This window comes from Leeia oryzae DSM 17879 (genome assembly GCF_000376945.1).
GTDB classification, from domain to species: Bacteria; Pseudomonadota; Gammaproteobacteria; order Burkholderiales; family Leeiaceae; genus Leeia; species Leeia oryzae.
In genome coordinates this window covers 13,145-33,534 of record NZ_AQXU01000019.1, presented here as the reverse complement: position 1 = coordinate 33,534, position 20,390 = coordinate 13,145, and the positions used below count along the sequence as shown (strand labels likewise).

Genomic DNA, 20,390 nt, shown 5'->3' with positions numbered 1-20,390 from the left:
TTACAAGCTGCCTGATCTGATTCTTTCTGTACGTCTTCTGAGTAGCTCTAACGTAATCAGCATGATGGTTGACATGACAATCAGGATTGTCGCTACGGCAAGAATCGTTGGACTCAGCTGCTCCCTGATGCCTGACCACATTTGCCGCGGCACGGTCCGCTGATCTGCGCTAGTCAGGAAGATGGCCACCACGATTTCGTCAAACGAGGTGGCAAAAGCAAACAGCGCACCGGAGATCACGCCCGGGGCAATCAGCGGCAATTTCACCTGAAAGAAACATTGCAGCGGAGAGGCGCCGAGAATCCGACCTGCCCGGGTTAAGGTCTCGTTAAAGCCAGCCAGTGTCGCGGTCACGGTCACAATCACAAACGGAACACCTAGCGCCGAGTGGGCCAAAATCAAGCCAAGCAGGCTGTTTGATAACCCAATCGGGCTAAAGGCAAAGTAGACACCTACCGCAGTAATGATCAGTGGCACGATCATGGGGGACATCAGTACCCCTTTTAGCCATGCCAGCCGTTGCAAGCGGGGATGCATCAGCCCAAGCGAGGCCATGATGCCCAGCACCGTCGCAATCAGTGTCGAAATCACGCCCACCAGCAAGGTATTCTTGAGCGAACTGATCCAGACAGGACTGGTAAAGAATGCCTCATACCACTTCAGACTCAGTCCCGGCATCGGATAAGTGAAATAGGGCTCCGAGTTAAATGACAAAGGGATGATGACAATGATCGGAATAATCAGGAAAACCAGTATCAACAGCGAATAGATCACATGCAGATACTTGGCAAGCTTTCCCCAAAGATTGGTATATGCCGGGAAATTCATCATACTGTTATCCTAATTTCATGCCTTTGCCGCCGGTCATGCGGACAAACACAATGTAAAGAACCATCACGCCACCCAACAGCAAGACGGACAAAGCGCTCGCCAGGCCCCAGTTGAGCGTAGTGTTCACGTGATTCGCAATGTAATAACTGGCCAGCTGATCATCTGCCCCACCCACCAGCGCCGGGGTGATGTAATAGCCAATGGCCAGGATAAAACTCAGGATGCCAGCCGCCACCACGCCAGGCAGGGTCTGCGGGAAGTACGCGTTAAAGAAGGCCTTGATGGGACCGGCCCCCAGAGAACGTGCGGCTTTGACATATACCGGCGAGATACCCTTCATCACGCTATACAGCGACAGAATGGAATACGGCAGCAAGATGTGGGTCATGGAAACCAGCACCGAAAACCGGTTGTAGATCAGCTCCAGCGGCTTCAGTATCAGCCCTAGTTCCAGCAAGAACTGATTGATCGGCCCGTTGGTTTGCAACATCACGATCCAGGAAGTGGTACGTACCAGAAACGACGTCCAGAAAGGTAGCAACACCAGGATCATCAGCGGATTGCTGAACTTGCTCGGCAGCGCAGCCAGAAAAGACGCTACCGGATACGCAATCAGCACACACAACACAGCAACGGTCAGACTGACCACAATCGTCCGGATGAAAACATCCTGATACAAACTGTCTGCAGGGGCGTTATGGACCACATTGCCGAACTCATCTCTTGTGTAATCAAATGCATTCAGGAAGTAATCAAACGTCAGTCGCTGTGACGAAAACTTGATGATGGTCCATGTGCCAATCTGACCCCATCGTTCATCGGCGTCGATCAGCGACTGCTTTGCATCCTTCAGGTCCATGCCGTCCAGATGGCGCATGGTTTTCATGATCAATGAACGCATGCCCGACTGCTGAAAATTCAGTCTTGTTGCCACACGGCTATTGCCATCGTCTTCAATCGACTTTTGCAAGTCCACAACCAGATTTGAGTAGGTCTGGCTGTCAGGCAACTGCTTTTTGGCCGGGTCCCAGGCGGCAAGCGACTGAGTCAGTGCTGGCCACTCGGTCGGGATCACATCATCCGTTACCGACTTGAACAGCAAACTGCCAATCGGCAGAATGAACGTAAACATCAGAAAAACGAACAAAGGCAAAATGAGTAGCAGTGCCTTATACAATCCGAAACGTTCAGACTTTCTTAAATTCCGCTTCAGCACTTTGGCTTCAGCAGAAGTTAATGTTTCTGTATATGTACTATTGGTCATGATCGGTCATTGCGGCAGGCACCGCCCTCCCTGTCTATCGGTTACTTGCGACCTAGCCAAACCGCAAACTTCTGGTTCAGCGCATCTGCGTTATCGGCCCAGAAAAGAGGATCAACATCGAGTGATCCTTTTTGGTGTTCTGGTGCAGTCGGCAGATATTTGCCCACTTTAGGATCGACCAGTGAAACAGCCGATTTCCGCAACGGACCATAAGCAGTGCTGGTAGCCAGATCAGCCAATGCCTGCGGTTTTGTCGCTTCTTTGATGAATGCCTTGGCAGCCGCCACATTCTTGCTGCCTTTCACAATGACATAACCCTCTATGTTCTTTAGCTGGCCATCCCACAGGAACTCAAACGGCTTTTTGTCATTCATGATGGCGGTATAGATGCGTGCGTTGTACGCACTGGCCATCGTTACCTCGCCGTCAGCCAGCAGCTGGGGGGGCTGTGCACCCGCCTCCCACCAGACAATCGAAGACTTGACGGTATCGAGCTTCTTGAAGGCGCGTTCAACACCGGCTTGCGTTGATAGCGTTTTGTATACCTGGGCAGGAGGTACGCCATCCGCGATCAGCGCCCACTCCAGCGCCCCTTCGGGTGACTTTCTTAACGCGCGTTTACCCGGAAATTTCTTCAGGTCAAAGAAATCTGCCACTGTTTTCGGTTGGCTTCCCTTGAACTTGTCTTTGTTAAAGACAAGAATGGTGGACCAGCTGATATTGCCCGCCATGCAGTTATTGATCGCCCCCGGCAAGTAATCTGACTTGGCCGGCTTGCCGCTCTTGTCTTTGGCAAGGTCGATATCCGGATTGATTTTCTCCAGCAGACCTTCGTCACAGGCACGGATGACATCACTTAATTGCATGTCCACGATATCCCAAGTGACGTTCTTGGTCTGAACCTGCGCCCTGACCTGAGCAATCCCGCCGTTGTAAGCGTCAGTTTTGATATCTACCTTGTTGGCGATACCAAATGGTTTCACCGCGGTTTTTTCCTGTGCTTCCTGATACGACCCGCCCCAAGAGGTAAATGATAGGCTGGACGATGCTTGTGCACCGGTCACTGCAAATGCAGCCAGTACAGATAAATATGTTTTGGTTTTCAGTTTCACGACTCTTCTCCCGAATACAACTATTGCAGTGCGCAACAAACCTTTTCAGACCAGCCAATCTTCACCATGTCTCCAATCTTGTGATTGAAGATGGCGCCATTATTGGTCACTTTGGCAACAAAGCTTTCTTTACCACAGGCCTTCATCATGACCCGAGTGTGATCACCGTAATAAATCAGGTCGGTAATCTTGGCCTGGAAGCAATTCATATGGTTTTCATCTCTGATACCCAGCGTGACCTTCTCTGGCCGAAGCGAAACAGATACCCGGTTACCCACCTCTAGCGATTGGAAATTGCTGCTGCAGACGGTATCGCCACTCTCTGTTTCTACGTGACAGATGCCGTTTTCAATTGTCTTGATAACCCCGGAAATATCATTGTTCTCACCAATGAAATTGGCGACAAATGCGTTCTCGGGTGCGTCGTACAATTTGGCAGGTGTAGCCAGCTGCTGGATGATCCCGTTGTTGAAAACCGCAATCCGATCTGACATGGTCATGGCTTCACTCTGATCATGGGTGACATACACCACAGTCAGGCCGCTTTCCTCGTGGATTCGCTTGATTTCAAACTGCAATTGCTCACGCAGTTGTTTGTCCAGTGCGCCTAACGGTTCATCCATCAGCACGATGGAAGGTTCAAACACCAGTGCACGGGCAACGGCAATCCGCTGCTGCTGACCACCAGACAATTGCCCTGGCATGCGAGAGGCAAAACGCTCCATGTTCACCATGGCCAAAGCGCGCTTTACTTTGCTCTCGATGTCAGACCTTGAGACTTTTCTCAGCTTGAGCGGAAAAGCCAGGTTTTCTGCAATCGACATATGTGGAAACAGGGCATAGCTCTGAAACACCATCCCGATATTCCGCTTTTCTGGCGGAATCTTGTTGATAGGCCTGTTTTCCAAGAGGATCTCACCATGAGTGGCGGTCTCGAACCCCGCCAGCATCATCAAACAGGTTGTTTTGCCTGACCCCGAAGGGCCAAGCATGGTGAGAAATTCCCCTCGTTTAATGTCCAGATTCAGATTTTTGACGACCAGTGTTTCACCGTCGTAAGTCTTCTGGACACTTTTGAACGAGACGATATTATTCATTTCTTTACCCGGCAGTTATTGACCAAATACCCAGTTCGGATCAACGAAATAGGACTCTTTGACAGTGCGTGGAGACACCCAGCGCATCAGGTTCAGCCATGAGCCGGCCTTGTCATTGGTACCACTGGCACGCATGCCGCCAAACGGTTGCTGACCGATCATCGCGCCAGTTGGCTTGTCATTGATGTACAGGTTGCCCGCTGCATTCACGAGCGCTTTTTCTGCCTGCACCAGTTTGTAGCGCTCGGTACAGAAGATGGAGCCAGTCAAGGCATACGGGCTGGTCGCATCAATCAGTTGCAGCGTGTTGTCCCATTCCTGGTCTTTAAAAACGTATACCGTCAGTACCGGGCCAAAGAGCTCTTCTTCCATCAGGTTGTGTTTAGGGTTGCTAACCTGGATGATGGTCGGCTCAACAAAGAAACCGGGCTCACGCCAGGTCTTGCCGCCGTACACAATCTGGCATTCTTTGTCGTCTTTGGCGCTCTGGATGCGAGCGGTCAGCTTCTCGTGAGATTCTTTGCTGATCACGGCACCCATGAAGGTAGACAAGTCCGCCACATCGCCCACTTTCAGGGTGGCTAGCATGCTCTGCATCTTGTCTTTGACAGATGGCCACAGAGACTCTGAGATATAAGCACGTGAGGCTGCGCTACATTTCTGGCCTTGGTACTCAAATGCACCGCGGATCAGCGAAATCGCAACGACATCGGCATCTGCAGAGGCATGTGCCAAAACAAAGTCTTTACCACCAGTTTCACCCACAATGCGCGGAATACTCTTGTAACGAGACAGGTTATCCGCCACGCCTTTCCACAAACCCTGGAACACTTCAGAAGAGCCGGTGAAGTGAATGCCGGCCAAATCTCTGGAGCCCAGTGCAGCAGCTGAAACTTCGCTAGCCTTACCTGGCATGAAGTTGATTACGCCGGGTGGCAGGCCTGCTTCTTCCAGTGCCTGATAGAAAATGTAGTTGGCCAGCGAGGCCTTCTCGGCCGGTTTCCACAGAACGGTGTTACCCATCATGGCAGGCGCGGTCGTCAGATTGCCGCCGATTGCCGTGAAGTTGAATGGAGAGATGGCATACACAAAACCCTCCAGCGGACGCCAGTCGATGCGGTTCAGCGCGGTTGGCACGGTCAGCGGCTGTTCTGCATAAATGCGCTGTGCGTTGTAGGCGTTAAAGCGCAAGAAATCGATCAGTTCATTGCCACTATCAGGGTCTGCCTGATCAATGGTTTTACTCTGACCCAGCATGGTTGCGGCATCAATCTCGATACGCTTTTTCTTGTCGATGATTTCTGCGGTACGATTCAGGATTGCTGCTTTGTCGGCAAAAGAGGTGTTGGCCCAGTCTTTTGCAGCATCGGCACAGGCAGAGATGCCTTTTTCGATCATCTCTTTGGTTGGGCGATGAATACGGGCAATGACACGAGACTGGTCATGCGGAGGACGAACCTCGATGATGTCTTCGGAGTAATACTTCACCCCGCCAATCACCGCTGGAATATCTACTACAGGTGCATTTGCCAGTTGGTCTTTCAGTTTTTCAGTTTGGGGCAGACCTGCCTTAAATGAAAGTTCTGGGTCGTTTTTCGGGTACGGGATATTTGGAACAGAGTTCATGATTACTCCACTAGCAAACAAAAAAATGTGAAAAAGCTGCGCACAAGAACGGTAGGTTTTTGCCTCCTGAGTAGGATAGACCAGTGCGATTTTTTACCCCCTGTCATCAACACCTTCTTATATTTAGTATCACGAAACTTAATACAAACTGACTGTTGAAGCGGCCCCCCAATAATCTGCCCCACACCTTCTGATACCTACACACATCCAATCGTCCAGAACAATCAAAAAAGACATCACGACTAAAGTTGAAAATGGATTCACACTCACAGAAAGATCACCCTCTCCGCACCCTGCTGGCAAACGAAGTACATGCCAGGCCCTTCCTGAAAATCCAGCATCGCTCCATCATTTTTCATCTGGGCATTTTTAGCTCGGAGGACCCCGACGTGCATGAGCGCTTGCTGAATCAACTCTGCGCAGCCCTTGGCATACAACCACCCGCACAAGATATCTCTGCCTTTTTTCACGAAGAAGCCGGTGTCACGGTCAAGTGGTCACGGCATACGGAGTTCTCCAGCTATACCTTTGTGTATGATTTACCCAGCATCGACACGGACGAGATCCTGTTGTGTCACCATCATTTATTGCCGCCATCCTGGTATCAGTCCATCCAGCATTGCCTGATTACCGCGGTCCGGGTACTGGCCTTGAATCGAGAGGATTACCAGGAAAAAGAACGGATCGCCCACCAACTGTTTAATGGCCGCACGCTGGTGAACTCCCGTGTACTGAGCGGCGGAGAAGTGTTGTGTGACTGGAAACTGAATCCGGATGGCTTTTCCAGCATGCTTGTTTATGACGTGGATTTTCGTGAACGACAGCTTGGCCGGGCCGTGCAGCGATTACTGGAAATTGAAGACTATCGGATGATGGCCTTGTTAGCCTTGCCCATCGCCCGGCAAATGGCACAAGAGCTATTCTTTCTGGAATCCGAATTATCCAGTTTTATTGCCCTGATCGATGCAGGCCAGACAACAAGCGATGCAGACCTGTTGATTCAATTAACCAGCCTTTCGGCAAAAATTCACAAGTACTACCACCATAGCTCGCGCTTCTCTGCCTCAATTGCCTACGACGATATTGTGAGATCGAGGATTCATGAGCTGCGTGAAACCAGAATCGAAGGCTACCCGACAGTAGGCGAGTTCATGGACAGGCGCCTGAAGCCCGCTATTGATACTTGCCGCACCATCATTGTTCGGCATGAGCAATTGGCCAAAAATGTTTCCCGGGCGGCAGACCTGTTGCGTACACGGGTGAACTTGGTGCAGGAGAAGCAAACCAACTCCTTACTGGCGGGCATGAACAAAACGGCCAACTCGCAATTACTGATGCAAAAAGCCGTAGAGGGATTATCCGTTGCCGCTATCAGCTATTACATCGTCAACCTGATCGGTGTGGGACTCAAGGCCGTCCACCATCTGGGGGTTGACGTGAATGTAGAGGTCGCAGAATTCCTGATCCTGTTTCCAACCGTGTATATGGTGTACAAGCACTCGCTCGCCATCAAGAAAATCAAGGTCTGATAAAAAAATGCCCGGGTAGAGTACGGCGCCCGGGCACTATCAGCAGAGTGAGGAGAAATAACTGTAATCAGGAAACCGCGCCCAGGCCGTATTTACCGGTCAGAAGCGAGCCGCTGGTAAAACGGTCGTAAGCATAAGGCGCCAGATCAATATCCGTTTTCAGGCCCATGGCCTGTTGGGCCAGCAGCAAGCCAACACCGGGGGACAATTTGAAGCCATGACCCGAGAAACCAAAAGCGCAGGTGAAGCCTTCGATGCCCGGCAAAAAGCCCATCACAGGGTTCCAGTCCGGGGTTACATCGTAAACACCGGTCCAGGAGGACGCCAGCCCGGCTGCTTCATAGGCCGGGAAGCGTTCTGCCACCTGCGCACCGACTTCGACCACGTAATCCAGCGGGATATCGGCCTGTTCTGTCTCCGGGTTATTCAGCGAGTCACCGACAATGCCCTCGCTGACCAGCATCTGGTTACCGCCATAACTGCGGCAGTACAACATGCCAGGCGAGCCCAGGTCCTTATACACCGGCATCTCGTAGGTATACGCGGCCCCCGCACATTCAAGCGACATCACCGCATGGCGTTCCGGCACCAGCGGAATATCAATCCCGGTCCATTCTTTCAGCACACCAGACCAGATGTTCTGGGTGCTGACGATATGGGAAGAATAGAACTCACCATCCGTTGTCTGAATACCAACCACTTTGTTGCCCTGCTTGATCAGCCCCGTTACTGCCACACCTTGCTTGACGTCCACACCGCGCTTACGGGCGCCGGCGGCAAAAGAACTGGCAACCAGATACGCATCAGCAAAACCGGCTTCCGGCTCATAGCCGATCAACGCAGAGTCTTCAAACTGGGCAATCGGCAACAACTCTTTGGCTTCCGCCCTGGAAAGAAAGTCCACCTGGATACCCATGTCGCGCTGGGCGTCCAGCGCCCCTTTCAGGGCCCCCAGCTTGTCATTGTCTGGAGAGGTAATCATATAGCCACATTTCACCAGGCCACACGATGCTTCCGGGTCTTCCAGATAGTCGCTGAAGTTCTTGAACACATCCCATGAGTGCTTGGCAATTTCCACATTCTGCACCACAGAATAGTGGGTTCTCAAAATACCGGATGACTGGGAGGTTGTTCCTTCACCTACTTGGCCTCTGTCAATCAACAGCACATTCTTAGCCCCGAGCTTTGCCAGATGAAAAGCGGTAGAAGTACCAATCACCCCTGCGCCAATCACAATGTAATCGTAATTCTGATTCATACCAACCTCCTGTTTGATTGGTGTCATCATAGAATCACAATTCAATCGCCGAGACTTCATAAGCAATGCTTATCTTAAAGTAAAGATAACTTTATGCAGCCCGATCATATTTTCCTGAAAACAATAATCCTTGTTTTCGGAGGAAATGATGAAAACGTTCAATTTGATACAGGGCACAGCGCCTATCCTGATCTCTCTGCCCCATATTGGCACCGGGCTGACCGAAGAGATTCGCGGGCAATTAACCGACGATGCCAAATTTCTGCCGGATACCGATTGGCATCTGGGCGAGCTGTATGATTTTTTTGCGGATATTGGAGCATCCATCATTACCCCCCTGTACTCCAGATACGTGATTGACCTCAACCGCAGTAACCAGAACGAAAGTCTGTACCCGGGAAAAAACACTACCGGCCTGTGTCCTGCTACCACGTTCATGGGCACTCCTTTGTATAAAGACCCGTTAGTGCTCACCGACGGAGAAATCCAAGCGCGCATTCAAGACTTCTGGTCGCCCTATCATCTGGCATTGCAAAACGAAATTGCACGTCTGAAATCTGTCCATGGTCAGGCCTTGGTATGGGAGGGACACTCGATCGCCAGCGAGCTGCCTTACCTGTTTGAAGGCTTGCTACCGGCATTTAACTTTGGCACGGCAGATGGTGGGGCATGTGATGATCAGATTCTTGCCGCGGTACTGGCAGCAGCAGACAGGCTGCAACTGGACTTTGTAGCAAACCAGCGCTTTAAAGGCGGTTTCATTACCCGCAACTATGGCGCCCCTGCGCAACACGTCCATGCTATCCAGCTGGAAATGAGCCAGCGGATCTACATGAACGAATCATTTCCGTATGCATTGAATAACACCCAGGCACCCGAGGTGAAATCCACCCTAAAGATGCTGATCCAAGCAGCGTTTGATGCCATGTCAGCCCTCAAACCATAAGATCACAATGGAAAATCCCCTGGCGAAAAACCGGACCAGGGGACTTCAGGACGACACCCAGCGTTACATCGACGTATAATTTGGTCCGCCGCCCCCTTCAGGCGTCACCCAGGTGATATTCTGTAGCGGATCTTTGATATCGCACGTCTTGCAATGCAGGCAGTTCTGGGCATTGATCACCAGTTTTTTATCCCCGCCTTCCTCGCTAAACTCGTACACCCCGGCCGGGCAATAGCGGCTCTCCGGACCATCATAATGGGCCAGATTATGCATCACCGGAATCTTCGGGTCCGTCAAACGAAGATGTACAGGCTGATTGTCGTTGTGATTGGTATTGGATAGATAAACCGAAGACAACCGATCAAACGTCAACTTGCCATCGGGCTTGCTGTACTGGATTTTCGGGAAAGCACTTGCCCGCTTGAGCTTGGCTGCATCTTTGGTTCTGGAATGTACGGTCCAGAAGTACTTGCCCCTCAGGATTTTCTGTTCCAGACCCACCATCAGGGTGCCGATGATCAAGCCTTTGTTCATCCACGGCTTGAAGTTTCTGGCTTTGTGCAATTCCGCTTGCAGCCAGGAGGACTTGAACAAGTCGGCATACGTTGACAGCACATCCCGCTGGCGACCTTGCTGCAGCGCCTGAGCAATGGCTTCTGCCGCCATGGCACCACTTTTGATGGCAGCATGGCTACCCTTGATTCGGGAAGCATTCAGGAAACCCGCATCACAGCCAACCAAGACGCCACCCGGGAAGCAAAGCTTGGGCAGACTGTTTAAACCGCCAGCGGCAATGGCCCGTGCCCCATAGCTGATTCGCTTGCCACCTTCCAGCAACCGGGCAACAAAAGGATGCGTCTTGAGCTTCTGGAACTCCTCAAAAGGCGACAGGTGCGGGTTCTCGTAACCCAGGCCAACCACCATGCCGATGAAAATCTTGTTATCCGCCGCATGATACAAAAATGCCCCGCCATAGGTATGACGATCGAGCGGCCAGCCTGCCGTATGGATGACCTTGCCCTCTTCATGCAGCTCGGGTTTGATCTCCCATACTTCCTTGATGCCAAGACCATAACTTTGCGAATCAGCCTCGTTATCCAGGCCAAATTGCTTGATTAGTTCCTTGCCCAGATGGCCCCGCGCCCCTTCCGCAAACACGGTGTATTTCCCGTGGATTTCCATGCCGGGCTGATAGCCATCACTCAACGAACCATCTTTGTTGATACCAAATGCGCCGGTTTCTACCCCGATCACTTCTCCTTGTGCACCATACACTACCTTCTGGGCCGGAAAACCAGAGAAAATCTCCACACCTAGACTTTCGGCCTGTGCGGCCAGCCATTTGGTGACATCACCAAGACTGACAATATAGTTACCCTCGTTATGAAAGCAGTCAGGCAACAAAAAGTGGGGTAATTTGTATGATCCCTTTGAGCCCAAAAAGTGAAACTCATCAGCGACAACCCGAGTTTTTAGCGGCGCACCCAAGGCTTCCCAATCCGGTAGCAACTCCGTCAGGGCTTGCGGGTCCATCACTGCCCCCGACAGAATGTGAGCGCCTGGTTCAGACCCTTTTTCCAGAACGCAAACATTAATCTCGGTTTGCTGAATCTCGGCCAATTGCTTCAGTTTGATGGCCGTAGCCAGCCCTGATGGACCAGCTCCGACAATCACCACATCATATTCCATTACCTCACTCATGCCGGTACCCCTTAAAGTCTGGCCGTCAGGGCAGGAATCACTTCATTCAGATCACCCACCAAACCATAGTCAGCAATCGAAAAGATGGGGGCATCCTTGTCTTTGTTGATGGCCACAATCACTTTGGAGTCTTTCATGCCGGCCAGATGCTGGATGGCGCCCGAGATACCAATGGCAATGTAGAGTTCCGGCGCGACAATCTTGCCGGTTTGCCCCACTTGCAAATCATTCTGCACATAGCCCGCGTCTACCGCTGCACGAGAAGCCCCTAGTGCAGCTTTCAATTTATCCGCCAGTGGGATCAGCAGACCATCAAAGTTTTCTTTGGAGCCCAGCCCTCGGCCGCCAGACACCACAACTTTGGCTGTATTCAATTCAGGGCGATCATTCTTGATCTCGTCAACAGACAGTACTTCTTTCTTGGCAAAGAGTGCCGGTGTACTGATCTGCTCAATGGTAACCGGGGCAACATTCGCCAACTCAGTGCTAAATGACGTCGTGCGAATAGTTACCAGCTTGATTTCGTCACTGGATTCCACCGTAATAAACGCATTACCCGCATAAATGGGTCTGACAAAGGTTTTCTGGTCAATGATGTCCACCACATCAGACACCTGACTGACGTCCAGTTTGGCCGCAACACGTGGCATAAAGTCTTTGCCGAACACATTGGCCGGCGCAAAAATAAACTGGTACGCCTTGGCAATCGACACCACGACGGATGCCACATCTTCACCCATCAGGTGCTTGAACTTGCCATCCGTGCAACCCAGCACTTTACGCACGCCAGCCAGACTAGCAATCAACGACGTAGCCGCAGCCACATCATCGCCCATCACCAGCACGTCCACCTGTTGGCTCACCTTGAGTGCCGCAGTGATGGTGGCATGGGTAGACAGTTTGACTTCTTTGTTTTTTACTTCAGCAATTACTAATGCATTCATTTCATCACCTCGATTCAGGATGGATTAGGCGTTCTTGAGTTTCTCGACAAGTTCTTCAACAGAAGACAAGATGATTCCTGGCTCACGTCCCTTGGGTTCAAAATAGTTCTTTACGGTTAATCGAGACTGATTGGTCATCTGCACTTCCGCGTTTGGCACAACACGGATTTCTTTCTTTTTCGCCTTCATGATATTTGGCAAGGTCACAAATCTCGGCTCGTTCAGGCGAAGATCCGTCGTCAAGACGGCAGGGAGTTGCAGTTTCACGTTTTCAACGCCACCATCGACTTCCCGCTTCACGATTGCCACACGATCTGCAATCGTAATCTCGGAAATATTGGTGGCCTGCGGGAAGTCATTTAACGCAGCAAACATCTGGCCGGTCTGGTTTGAGTCATCATCAATTGCCTGTTTGCCAAAGAAAATCAGATCGGCATTAATCGACGCATTCACTTTGGTCAGGGTCTTGGCAATGGCCAACGGCTGCAGATCCATCCCCGTCTCCACCAGAACAGCACTATCTGCACCAATCGCCAGCGCGTTACGCAAAGTCTCCGTTGAGCCTTGGTCGCCACAGGTAATCGCAATAACCTCCGTTGCAATCCCTTTTTCTTTCAGCCTGACCGCCTCTTCGATAGCGATCTCGTCATACGGATTCATGCTCATCTTGGCACCGGTTACATCCACCCCGCTGCCATCCGCTTTTACGCGGATCTTTACATTGGAATCCACCACTTTTTTAATGCACACCAGTACTTTCATTACCGTATTCCTTTATAAGGTCACTACAATCATTCTTGATTTCTTGCTACCTTCAGTTGATCTGATCTGAATATCCGTGTTTGACTCAACCGACAGCACATTGCCTGCAGACACCGCTTTGCATCTGCCATCGCAGGTAATCTCAATCTCATTCAGTGTTATGCATATGTATTTCCCGGGCCCGATTTTGTAGCAACCATCAATACCAATGACCTGAGCACTCACAGCATCAGATGCCGACATGATGTTCAGAATATTCGGCTCTCCCGATTTGACGTTTCCATATAACGCCCTGTCGCCTTGATATTGATAAGGCCTCAAATACTTGAGCTGTACAGATTCGCCATCCAGAAAATCGAGTTTGATATCACTCGTCGTCAGCAGAATGCTGATGCGGCGAATGCCAGGGAACCGGGAAAACTCAACTGACTTGTTAAAGTAAGCAAGACTCACTCTGACGCTGTCAGATTGACGCGTATAACCGCTAAAGAGTAATCTGGTTTTACCCAAACCGTTTTTCCATAAAACCGGTTCAGATTTGTTAATGCTGTATACGTCAAGCATGTTTCTCGCTCCTTTTGCAAGGATTCTAGTGTCGACGTTTAATCCCCCGTCTTTGCATAAGAAAATCTAATACTAAACCTTCGATTTGGTGTTCTATGGCACCATGACGCCCATCACATAAGCGATATAAATTTCAATTTATTCAAATAGTTATTAATTTAAACAATCTTTCGGACCATGCTAGCTTGTGCTATCAAAGTCCTTGTTCTCATCTCTTTTATGTAGAAAAGTTATCGGTCTACGCATAGACCAATAGCAAATCATTGGCATTCACCGACTGACCAGGTTTGACCAATACCTCCTTGATCACACCACCCTGCTCCGCACGGATCGCCGTCTCCATCTTCATCGCTTCAATCGACACCAGCGAGTCGCCTTGCGCTACCTTCTGCCCCAGTTGTACCGACACCGTCCCCCCCATCCCCGGCATCAGGGCACCCACGTGGTTACTGTTACCGGTCTCGGTCTTACGCGCTTCGGCTTACTTGCCGGCGCCGGCTTTCGGCACGCGCTGCTCGCCATTCAGTTCGAAGAACAGCTTCACTTCGCCGTCTTCCGGCAGGTCCGCCTGACTGTTGATTTGATAACTGATGTTGAATCGTTGGAGAAGCGACTAGCGGCTATGAGTCTAAAGCAGGCGTAGATAGAGATGAGAAGCAGATGCTCTCTATCTTGAATAGGGTAAAGTAAGGGAGGTTCGAGCGTAGTGACTGAGGCTAGGATAGATGAGGAGATCGATCGGTTTGCCCGAGGATTTGTCGGTGGATCTGTTGGGTAAACAACTATTCGGCCAAAGCAGAAATATAATATTCTACTACCTGCATGCGTGACGCCATCTGCATCCGGGCATCCCTTGACATTTTCAGGCCCGGTATCTTTTATGGGTGGCAGAAGGCAGCTCGCCAAACAGATGGCAATAATCCTGGGCAAACGCACTCAGATGGAGAAATCCCCATTGCGTGGCAGCAAAAGTGACGGACTCGCCCCGAATCAACAAAGTCCTTATGTGATTCAGCCTTACCGCCCGCAAATAGCTGACCGGGTTCATGCCCAGCGCGTATTCAAACGCATACTGGATGGTCCGGCGACTTAATTGCAGCGCCACACACAGCTCGGCAATCGACTTCACGCACGTCGCCGGATTTTCCAGCAACGACTCAACCTGCCTGACTACTTGCCAGCTTTTCTTCAGCTTAGGGACTTCGCGATGGGCTTCGGTGTGGGCGGAGACAGACTCCAGCAGGCCGTACATCAACCAGCGCTCCAGCTGCGCCTGCTGCGATTGCCGTACACCTTCATCCGCCACGGTATCCAAATCCTGCAACTTGCTGACGGTAGAAATTAGACCACGTACGTTTTCAGCAGCATCCGGTGTCAGCAAGATGGCCGGCGCATTCAGACGGCTGCGCAGTTCCTGTGCCAGCGCCTGATTGGCAGGAGTACTCAGCTGCTCGGTTGCCAGTTCCACATTGGCAACCAGATGGCATTCCGGCGATGCAAATTCGAATTCGGGATAACAGGAAAACACATGCAGAGTATCTCGGCTGCTTTGCTCGCCGCAGATCTGGGCGTGGCCCTCCAGCGATAAAGGAATACCGACAGCCACTGTAGATGAAGGCACATGCCCGCGCTGCAAGATCCGCTTGTTCAGGTCTTCAATATGGATACTGATGCCTTCCCGCTTGATGATGCTGGAACACCCGCGGAACTTACCCGCCGAAATCTGCGTGTACTGAAGTTGCCAGTCAACAAACTGCTGTGCCTGATCTTCCGTGTTTCTGTTCACACTGTAGCTGCATTGCAGTATCTGCCGAGCAGATGGGGGGTAGTTCGTCAGCATGCTATCGGTTCCCAATGAACAATAGATGACCCGGTCACTGTCACCTCATCGGTGCAAGCAAAGCTTGTCGTGATCCTAGTCCCCTGTCAACCCTGCCGGCACATTTACATTTCCGCCAGTCGGAACAATATTTTCCATCCTTGCCAATATCTGATAGTGGCAGATCAAAGCATCCCTTAGATTTTCCCCCACAGGCCATATGACGCATCTTTTAGGCTGAATACGGTTTGACGACAAATCTCATCAGACATCCAGAGGGAGAGAGCATGGATATCGAAAACAGAAGTATCGAGTTCATTCCAGAGAATGAACGCTACGGGTCAGCCAAACGGCTATTTACCATCTGGTGCAGTGCCAACATGCAAGTGACCACCATGGTGATTGGTGCACTGGGGTAGTGGCCGGGCTGAATCTAGGCTGGACCTTCATCGGGCTGATCCTGGGCAACCTGATCGGCTCTATTTTCATGGCTGCCCACTCTGCACAAGGCCCGCATCTGGGCATTCCGCAAATGATCCAGAGCCGTGCACAGTTTGGCGTTCTGGGTGCCGGCGTACCGCTGGCCATTGTGGTCCTGGCCTACATTCTGTTTACCGCCGCCAACGGCGTCGTCATGCGCGACTCCATCAAGGCCGTGGTACCCGTCTCGGATAACAACGCCATCATCCTGTTTGGCGTCCTGACACTGATCGTCGGCTTTATCGGCTATGAACTGATCCACAAGATCGGCGCCTACATGAGCGCGGTGTCCTTCGTGATCTTCGCCATTGCCGCCTATGTCGTGCTGCAAAAAGGCCTGCCAGCGGGTGTCTGGGTGCTGTCTGCTACCACCTTCAAGTTCGCCACATTCTGTCTGGTCGTCACGCAAGCGGCATCCTGGACCTTGGGTGCCGGCCCTTATGTTGCAGATTACTCACGCTACCTGCCATCCAATATCTCTACCAAAGAAACCTTCTGGTACAGCTATCTGGGCATTGTGGTGGGTTCAACCGTAGTGATGCTGCTGGGTGCCATCATGGCCGCCGCTGCCATGGACGTCATAACCGACCCGGGCAGTGCCATTGCCAAGCTGTTCCCGGGCCACAAGCAAATAGCATACTACGTGATCATTCTGGGCGTACTGGAATGGAACGTAATGAACCTGTATAGCTCCTACATGTCCACTACAACCATTTTCACCGGCTTCAAAGGTGCACAACAGATCGGCATGCTGACCAAATTCATCATCATGGCTATCGTCGCAGCCATCGTCACCTGGATCGCCATCGCCGCCCAGTACAACTTTGGTGCCTACTTCAGCGACATCCTGATTGGTCAGGTCTATGTGCTGGTGCCATGGAGCGCGATTAACCTGGTGGATTACTACCTGATCCGCAAGGGCCGTTACAGCGTCCCAGCCATGTACGATGTCAACAGCATCTACGGCAAGGTCAACTGGAACACCCTGGCCATCTATGCCATCGCCGTTGTCGCACAAATTCCGTTCATGGAGTTGTCTTTCTACAAAGGGCCGATCGACCATATCGTCGGTACTGATATTTCCTGGTTGCCGGCACTGGTTATCCCGGGCGTGCTGTACTACCTGGTTAACCGCAACAAACAGCTGCATCTGGATGTCTTCGAAAGCAACCAATTCGCTTATGAAAACCGCTAACAAGACATCACCAGAGGAATAACAAGATGCCAAATCCATCAGGACGCCTTGCCGGAAAAGTCGCCATCATCAGTGGCGGCGCCAGTGGCTGCGGTGCTGCCGCGGCGGTACTCTTCGCCAAAGAAGGCGCCACCGTCGCCATCGTTGACCGCAACATCGAACTCGCCAGCGGCGTCGCGGCTGAAATCCGTGATACCGGCGGGGCCGCATCGGCACACTACGCCGACGTCGCCCGGCAGGCAGAGGTCAACGCAGCGGTCGCAGAAATCCAGGCCCGCCATGGCGACGCCGACATTCTGTTCAACCACGCCGGCACGCTCATCGTCAAACCGTTTCTGGAGATTCAGGAAAGCGAGTGGGACTGGCTGATGGGGGTCAACGTCAAAAGCATGTTCCTGATGACGCAAGCCGTGCTGCCGCAGATGCTCAGAAAAGGCAAAGGCAGCATCGTCTGCACCTCGTCCATCTCGGCCATCTGTGCAACCCCGGGAGAGGTGCTTTACGACGCCACCAAAGGTGCCTGCCACATGTTTGCACGGGCCATAGCCGTCGAATACCGCGACAAAGGTATCCGTTGCAACGCCGTGGCACCAGGGTTCATCCGCACCCCACACGGCATGAAGGAACTACAAGACCTGCATGCCATGGGGGTTGATGTCAGTGAAGAAGCCATCGTCCAACAGCAAGGTCGCCTGTGTGAACCCCACGAAGTCGCCAGTGCCGCGTTGTTCCTGGCATCAGATGAATCCAGCTTCGTTAACGGTACGCACCTGTTTGTAGATAACGCCTTTTCCGCTATGTAATGTTTACAGAGCAGTACCTGGGCTAACACCACCTCAAACAATTGAGGTGGTGTTTTTTTAAACTTGTGTTGATTGACCTGCATTTCATTTAATTGTCATTATCAAGCAGGGCGCTTGATGTAAGTACATGTCTATGAACGTTAAGACTATATATGCACTGCATCTTGGGCCTGAGCAGAAGCTGCTCATCGCAATTAATCCGTATTTCTCATATTCCATTAGGCTGATCAATTAAGACTGGAGTTGAATCGCTAAACAGTCACCTTCCTAGCGCTCAGGAATTAAGCATAGTCTTCTGATACGGTAATCGGTAGTCGCTCCATCGCTACGCCACCGGGCAAAAACACCTTTTCGGCAGCCGATACGGCAGCACGGGTCATCGCCGGGTCGTTAATCAGCGGGATAAACTCCCGCGTATTGTTCACAGTCACCTCGCAGCCATAGGCTGAACCGTCCCAGATTTGGAGATTCAAGCCAATATCCGTCATCAGTCACTATTCACTGCGTTTAACAGCAAGCGTTTTCCACTGGCCGCCCTTGAACTGAAATACACTTGCCGCTGCGTTTTTGAGTTCGCCACGTGCATCAAACGAAATTGTCCCAGTGATACCGTTGAAAGTCACTTTCTTCAAGGCAGACAAAAATTTAGCAGGCTCGGCCGAATTTGCATTTACCATCGCCGTGATAGCCGTCCAGGTTGCATCGTACGCAAATGGTGAATACTGCAATACGCCCTGCCCATACTTCTGCTTGAGTTTTTTGTCAAACTGAGCCCCTTTAGGCATGTCCAATAAAGGTAGCCCATAGTTCAATGCATAAACACCCTCGGCTGCATTTCCTGCCATCTTTACAAAATTCTCGTTGGGTAGATCACCAATATTCATAAACATGGCTTTCATCCCCAAGCTCCTCATCTGGCGAGCCATGGGTGCTGCCTGATAATCAAGCCCAGCAAAGAACACCAGATCCACATTTGCAGCCTTGCAGGATGTCAGCAGTGAACTAAAATCCGTTGCCTTGTCATTCGTAAACTCTCGTACCACCAGATTGCCGTTTGCTTTTTTGATCGATTTGGCAACTTCATCCGCCAAGCCCTGCCCATATGCCGTACGGTCATCAATCACCGCAATGCGCTTGGCTTTAAGGTCTTTCACCATATAGCTACCGGCATAGCGTCCAAGTGTTGAATCGCTATTAAGTACCCGGAACACACTAGAAAACCCTTGGCTAGTAAGTGTTGGATTAGTCGCTGAAGGTGATATCTGCGGAATCCCAGCTTGGGCATAGATACGTGAAGCCGGGATACTGGTTCCCGAATTATAGTGCCCAATCACCACTGCAACGTTGGCATCTACCAACCGTTGAGCGACCGTTGTCGCTGTCCTCGGGTCTCCCGCATCGTCTTCCGAGATCAACTTGAACTGAGCGGTTCTTCCTGCAATTTTAATCCGCTTGGCATTAGCCTCCTCAATAGCTAAAGCCACGCCATGCATCACATCTTCACCATTGGGGGCAGCAGGGCCGGTTAGTGGCGCAGCAAAGCCAATTTTGATAACGGTTATTTCTTCTGCACTAACAATTCGGCTTACTGTGCAAACAGCTAGAAAAATCATAAGTGTCTTAAAATTATTTTTCCAAATTTGCATTTTTTTCTCCTTTTTGTATGCAAATTGAGCTCCTACTTCCCAGCTTGCTTGTAATTTTTAATATAGTAATTGTTCTATAGCAATACAAATTCATTGGGTATATTTCAGCTCTACAATCTGTATAGGGTCCTTTATGATCTATCCCTGACCAAAAACTTGCCAGACGTCCTTTTTATGATAGCTTGAAGATGTCATTCACTCACTGAGGATTACATCATGCAACGCGATCATGCCTATACGGATTACCGTTCAACTTCCTACCAGTTGCATGGCGGCTGGTTTCCTCGCCTACCGTTGAGACTGCGCTATGACCTGGATGGCGACCGCTCCTTTGCCTATCAACTGGGAAGTTCACTTCGATTTGTCTGGCTTGTACTCACCGGGCCAAAACGCTTGCACGCACGCTGGGGAGGGTTGGCTCTGGATGCCGGGCTGATACTGACTAGCCTCTATCTGCTACAGGCGGTCTTTAGGATCTGACGCATTTATACTCAAGATGGGCTACTTATTCGTCTTTTTTAAGTAGTTCCATCTGAGCAAGGAATTTATCCATGCTGCCTCGCAAGCTTTCAGGGTCGATAGGCTCTACCCCCATTCGGCGCAGCGGTGTTTCCCACTCATCATAGTCAGTTGCAGGCACTCGAAACCCCATATGCCAGGCCAGGGTTTGATTGATAAAGGCGTTCAGATCGACACCCCGGTGCTGGCAGTACATCGACAGGGTTTCCAGAGAGACACCGGTATTCGAGTCTTTCTCGGGCAATTGCAAAACCAGTTCGGTCATATCAGTCTCCACGTTGGTCTGCTAGAGTC

The 20,390-nt window shown here is 51.1% G+C and carries 22 protein-coding genes; 7 read left to right on the top strand and 15 right to left on the bottom strand.

All coding sequences use genetic code 11. From position 1 onward, the window contains the following. Genes F552_RS0105910 through pruA form a run of 5 tightly spaced genes read right to left on the bottom strand, consistent with a single transcriptional unit; the run spans window position 1 to window position 5,930 of the window. Window positions 1-831: an ABC transporter permease gene (locus tag F552_RS0105910; RefSeq protein WP_018150809.1), complete on the bottom strand. Its 831-nt coding sequence runs from the start codon at window positions 829-831 to the stop codon at window positions 1-3. Between the two features lie 4 nt (window positions 832-835). Further along, complete coding sequence (locus F552_RS0105905) at window positions 836-2,095, bottom strand: ABC transporter permease (RefSeq protein ID WP_018150808.1); 1,260 nt, start codon at window positions 2,093-2,095, stop codon at window positions 836-838. A 41-nt stretch (window positions 2,096-2,136) separates the two neighbouring features. Next, on the bottom strand, window positions 2,137-3,207 hold the full coding sequence (locus F552_RS0105900) for an ABC transporter substrate-binding protein (protein WP_018150807.1): 1,071 nt from the start codon (window positions 3,205-3,207) through the stop codon (window positions 2,137-2,139). A 20-nt stretch (window positions 3,208-3,227) separates the two neighbouring features. Further along, entirely contained in the window at window positions 3,228-4,304 is a 1,077-nt protein-coding gene (locus tag F552_RS0105895) for an ABC transporter ATP-binding protein (protein ID WP_018150806.1), read from the bottom strand. A 15-nt stretch (window positions 4,305-4,319) separates the two neighbouring features. After that, complete coding sequence (gene pruA, locus F552_RS0105890) at window positions 4,320-5,930, bottom strand: L-glutamate gamma-semialdehyde dehydrogenase (protein ID WP_018150805.1); 1,611 nt, start codon at window positions 5,928-5,930, stop codon at window positions 4,320-4,322. Window positions 5,931-6,184: 254 nt separating this feature from the next. On the opposite strand from pruA, the gene F552_RS18610 reads away from it, so the two are divergent. Further along, window positions 6,185-7,459 (top strand): DUF3422 family protein, encoded by a 1,275-nt coding sequence (locus tag F552_RS18610; protein WP_018150804.1) that lies wholly within the window; start codon window positions 6,185-6,187, stop codon window positions 7,457-7,459. A gap of 67 nt (window positions 7,460-7,526) precedes the next feature. Here the strand turns inward: F552_RS18610 and F552_RS0105880 are convergent, their stop codons facing one another. Next, window positions 7,527-8,717, bottom strand: a complete 1,191-nt coding sequence (locus F552_RS0105880; RefSeq protein WP_018150803.1) for an NAD(P)/FAD-dependent oxidoreductase — start codon at window positions 8,715-8,717, stop codon at window positions 7,527-7,529. Between the two features lie 148 nt (window positions 8,718-8,865). Here F552_RS0105880 and hutG point away from each other — a divergent pair, with 148 nt between their 5' ends. Continuing rightward, entirely contained in the window at window positions 8,866-9,663 is a 798-nt protein-coding gene (gene hutG / locus F552_RS0105875) for an N-formylglutamate deformylase (RefSeq protein WP_156802236.1), read from the top strand. A gap of 63 nt (window positions 9,664-9,726) precedes the next feature. Here the strand turns inward: hutG and F552_RS0105870 are convergent, their stop codons facing one another. From F552_RS0105870 to F552_RS20710, 5 genes are all read right to left on the bottom strand, one after another. Beyond that, window positions 9,727-11,364, bottom strand: a complete 1,638-nt coding sequence (locus F552_RS0105870; RefSeq protein WP_211208231.1) for an electron transfer flavoprotein-ubiquinone oxidoreductase — start codon at window positions 11,362-11,364, stop codon at window positions 9,727-9,729. 11 nt (window positions 11,365-11,375) lie between these two features. After that, entirely contained in the window at window positions 11,376-12,308 is a 933-nt protein-coding gene (locus F552_RS0105865; protein ID WP_018150800.1) for an electron transfer flavoprotein subunit alpha/FixB family protein, read from the bottom strand. 24 nt (window positions 12,309-12,332) lie between these two features. Continuing rightward, window positions 12,333-13,070 (bottom strand): electron transfer flavoprotein subunit beta/FixA family protein, encoded by a 738-nt coding sequence (locus F552_RS0105860; RefSeq protein ID WP_018150799.1) that lies wholly within the window; start codon window positions 13,068-13,070, stop codon window positions 12,333-12,335. Between the two features lie 12 nt (window positions 13,071-13,082). Next, on the bottom strand, window positions 13,083-13,634 hold the full coding sequence (locus F552_RS0105855; RefSeq protein WP_018150798.1) for a HutD family protein: 552 nt from the start codon (window positions 13,632-13,634) through the stop codon (window positions 13,083-13,085). Between the two features lie 238 nt (window positions 13,635-13,872). Next, window positions 13,873-14,076, bottom strand: coding sequence for a biotin/lipoyl-containing protein (locus F552_RS20710; protein ID WP_018150797.1), 204 nt, complete (start codon window positions 14,074-14,076; stop codon window positions 13,873-13,875). Here F552_RS20710 and F552_RS20705 point away from each other — a divergent pair, their 5' ends adjacent. Further along, window positions 14,077-14,277, top strand: a complete 201-nt coding sequence (locus F552_RS20705; protein ID WP_018150796.1) for a hypothetical protein — start codon at window positions 14,077-14,079, stop codon at window positions 14,275-14,277. A 219-nt stretch (window positions 14,278-14,496) separates the two neighbouring features. Here F552_RS20705 and F552_RS0105840 read toward each other — a convergent pair whose 3' ends face one another. Beyond that, window positions 14,497-15,420: a helix-turn-helix domain-containing protein gene (locus tag F552_RS0105840; RefSeq protein ID WP_245546660.1), complete on the bottom strand. Its 924-nt coding sequence runs from the start codon at window positions 15,418-15,420 to the stop codon at window positions 14,497-14,499. A gap of 320 nt (window positions 15,421-15,740) precedes the next feature. Between F552_RS0105840 and F552_RS20785 the strand changes: the two genes are divergently transcribed. From F552_RS20785 to F552_RS0105825, 3 genes are read left to right on the top strand one after another with little or no spacing between them, the layout of a single operon-like run. Beyond that, on the top strand, window positions 15,741-15,872 hold the full coding sequence (locus tag F552_RS20785) for a cytosine permease (RefSeq protein ID WP_018150794.1): 132 nt from the start codon (window positions 15,741-15,743) through the stop codon (window positions 15,870-15,872). Next, window positions 15,872-17,128, top strand: coding sequence for a purine-cytosine permease family protein (locus tag F552_RS0105830; protein WP_018150793.1), 1,257 nt, complete (start codon window positions 15,872-15,874; stop codon window positions 17,126-17,128). Before F552_RS20785 ends, F552_RS0105830 begins: the two co-directional genes overlap by 1 nt. 26 nt (window positions 17,129-17,154) lie before the next feature. Continuing rightward, complete coding sequence (locus tag F552_RS0105825) at window positions 17,155-17,931, top strand: SDR family NAD(P)-dependent oxidoreductase (protein ID WP_018150792.1); 777 nt, start codon at window positions 17,155-17,157, stop codon at window positions 17,929-17,931. A gap of 281 nt (window positions 17,932-18,212) precedes the next feature. Here F552_RS0105825 and F552_RS0105820 read toward each other — a convergent pair whose 3' ends face one another. Then, window positions 18,213-18,404 (bottom strand): hypothetical protein, encoded by a 192-nt coding sequence (locus F552_RS0105820; RefSeq protein ID WP_156802235.1) that lies wholly within the window; start codon window positions 18,402-18,404, stop codon window positions 18,213-18,215. A 21-nt stretch (window positions 18,405-18,425) separates the two neighbouring features. Beyond that, entirely contained in the window at window positions 18,426-19,577 is a 1,152-nt protein-coding gene (locus tag F552_RS0105815; protein ID WP_018150790.1) for a branched-chain amino acid ABC transporter substrate-binding protein, read from the bottom strand. A 216-nt stretch (window positions 19,578-19,793) separates the two neighbouring features. Between F552_RS0105815 and F552_RS0105810 the strand changes: the two genes are divergently transcribed. After that, window positions 19,794-20,057, top strand: coding sequence for a hypothetical protein (locus F552_RS0105810; protein ID WP_018150789.1), 264 nt, complete (start codon window positions 19,794-19,796; stop codon window positions 20,055-20,057). Between the two features lie 25 nt (window positions 20,058-20,082). On the opposite strand, the gene F552_RS0105805 is transcribed toward F552_RS0105810, so the two are convergent. Further along, window positions 20,083-20,361: a hypothetical protein gene (locus F552_RS0105805; RefSeq protein WP_018150788.1), complete on the bottom strand. Its 279-nt coding sequence runs from the start codon at window positions 20,359-20,361 to the stop codon at window positions 20,083-20,085. Window positions 20,362-20,390: the final 29 nt, after the last annotated feature.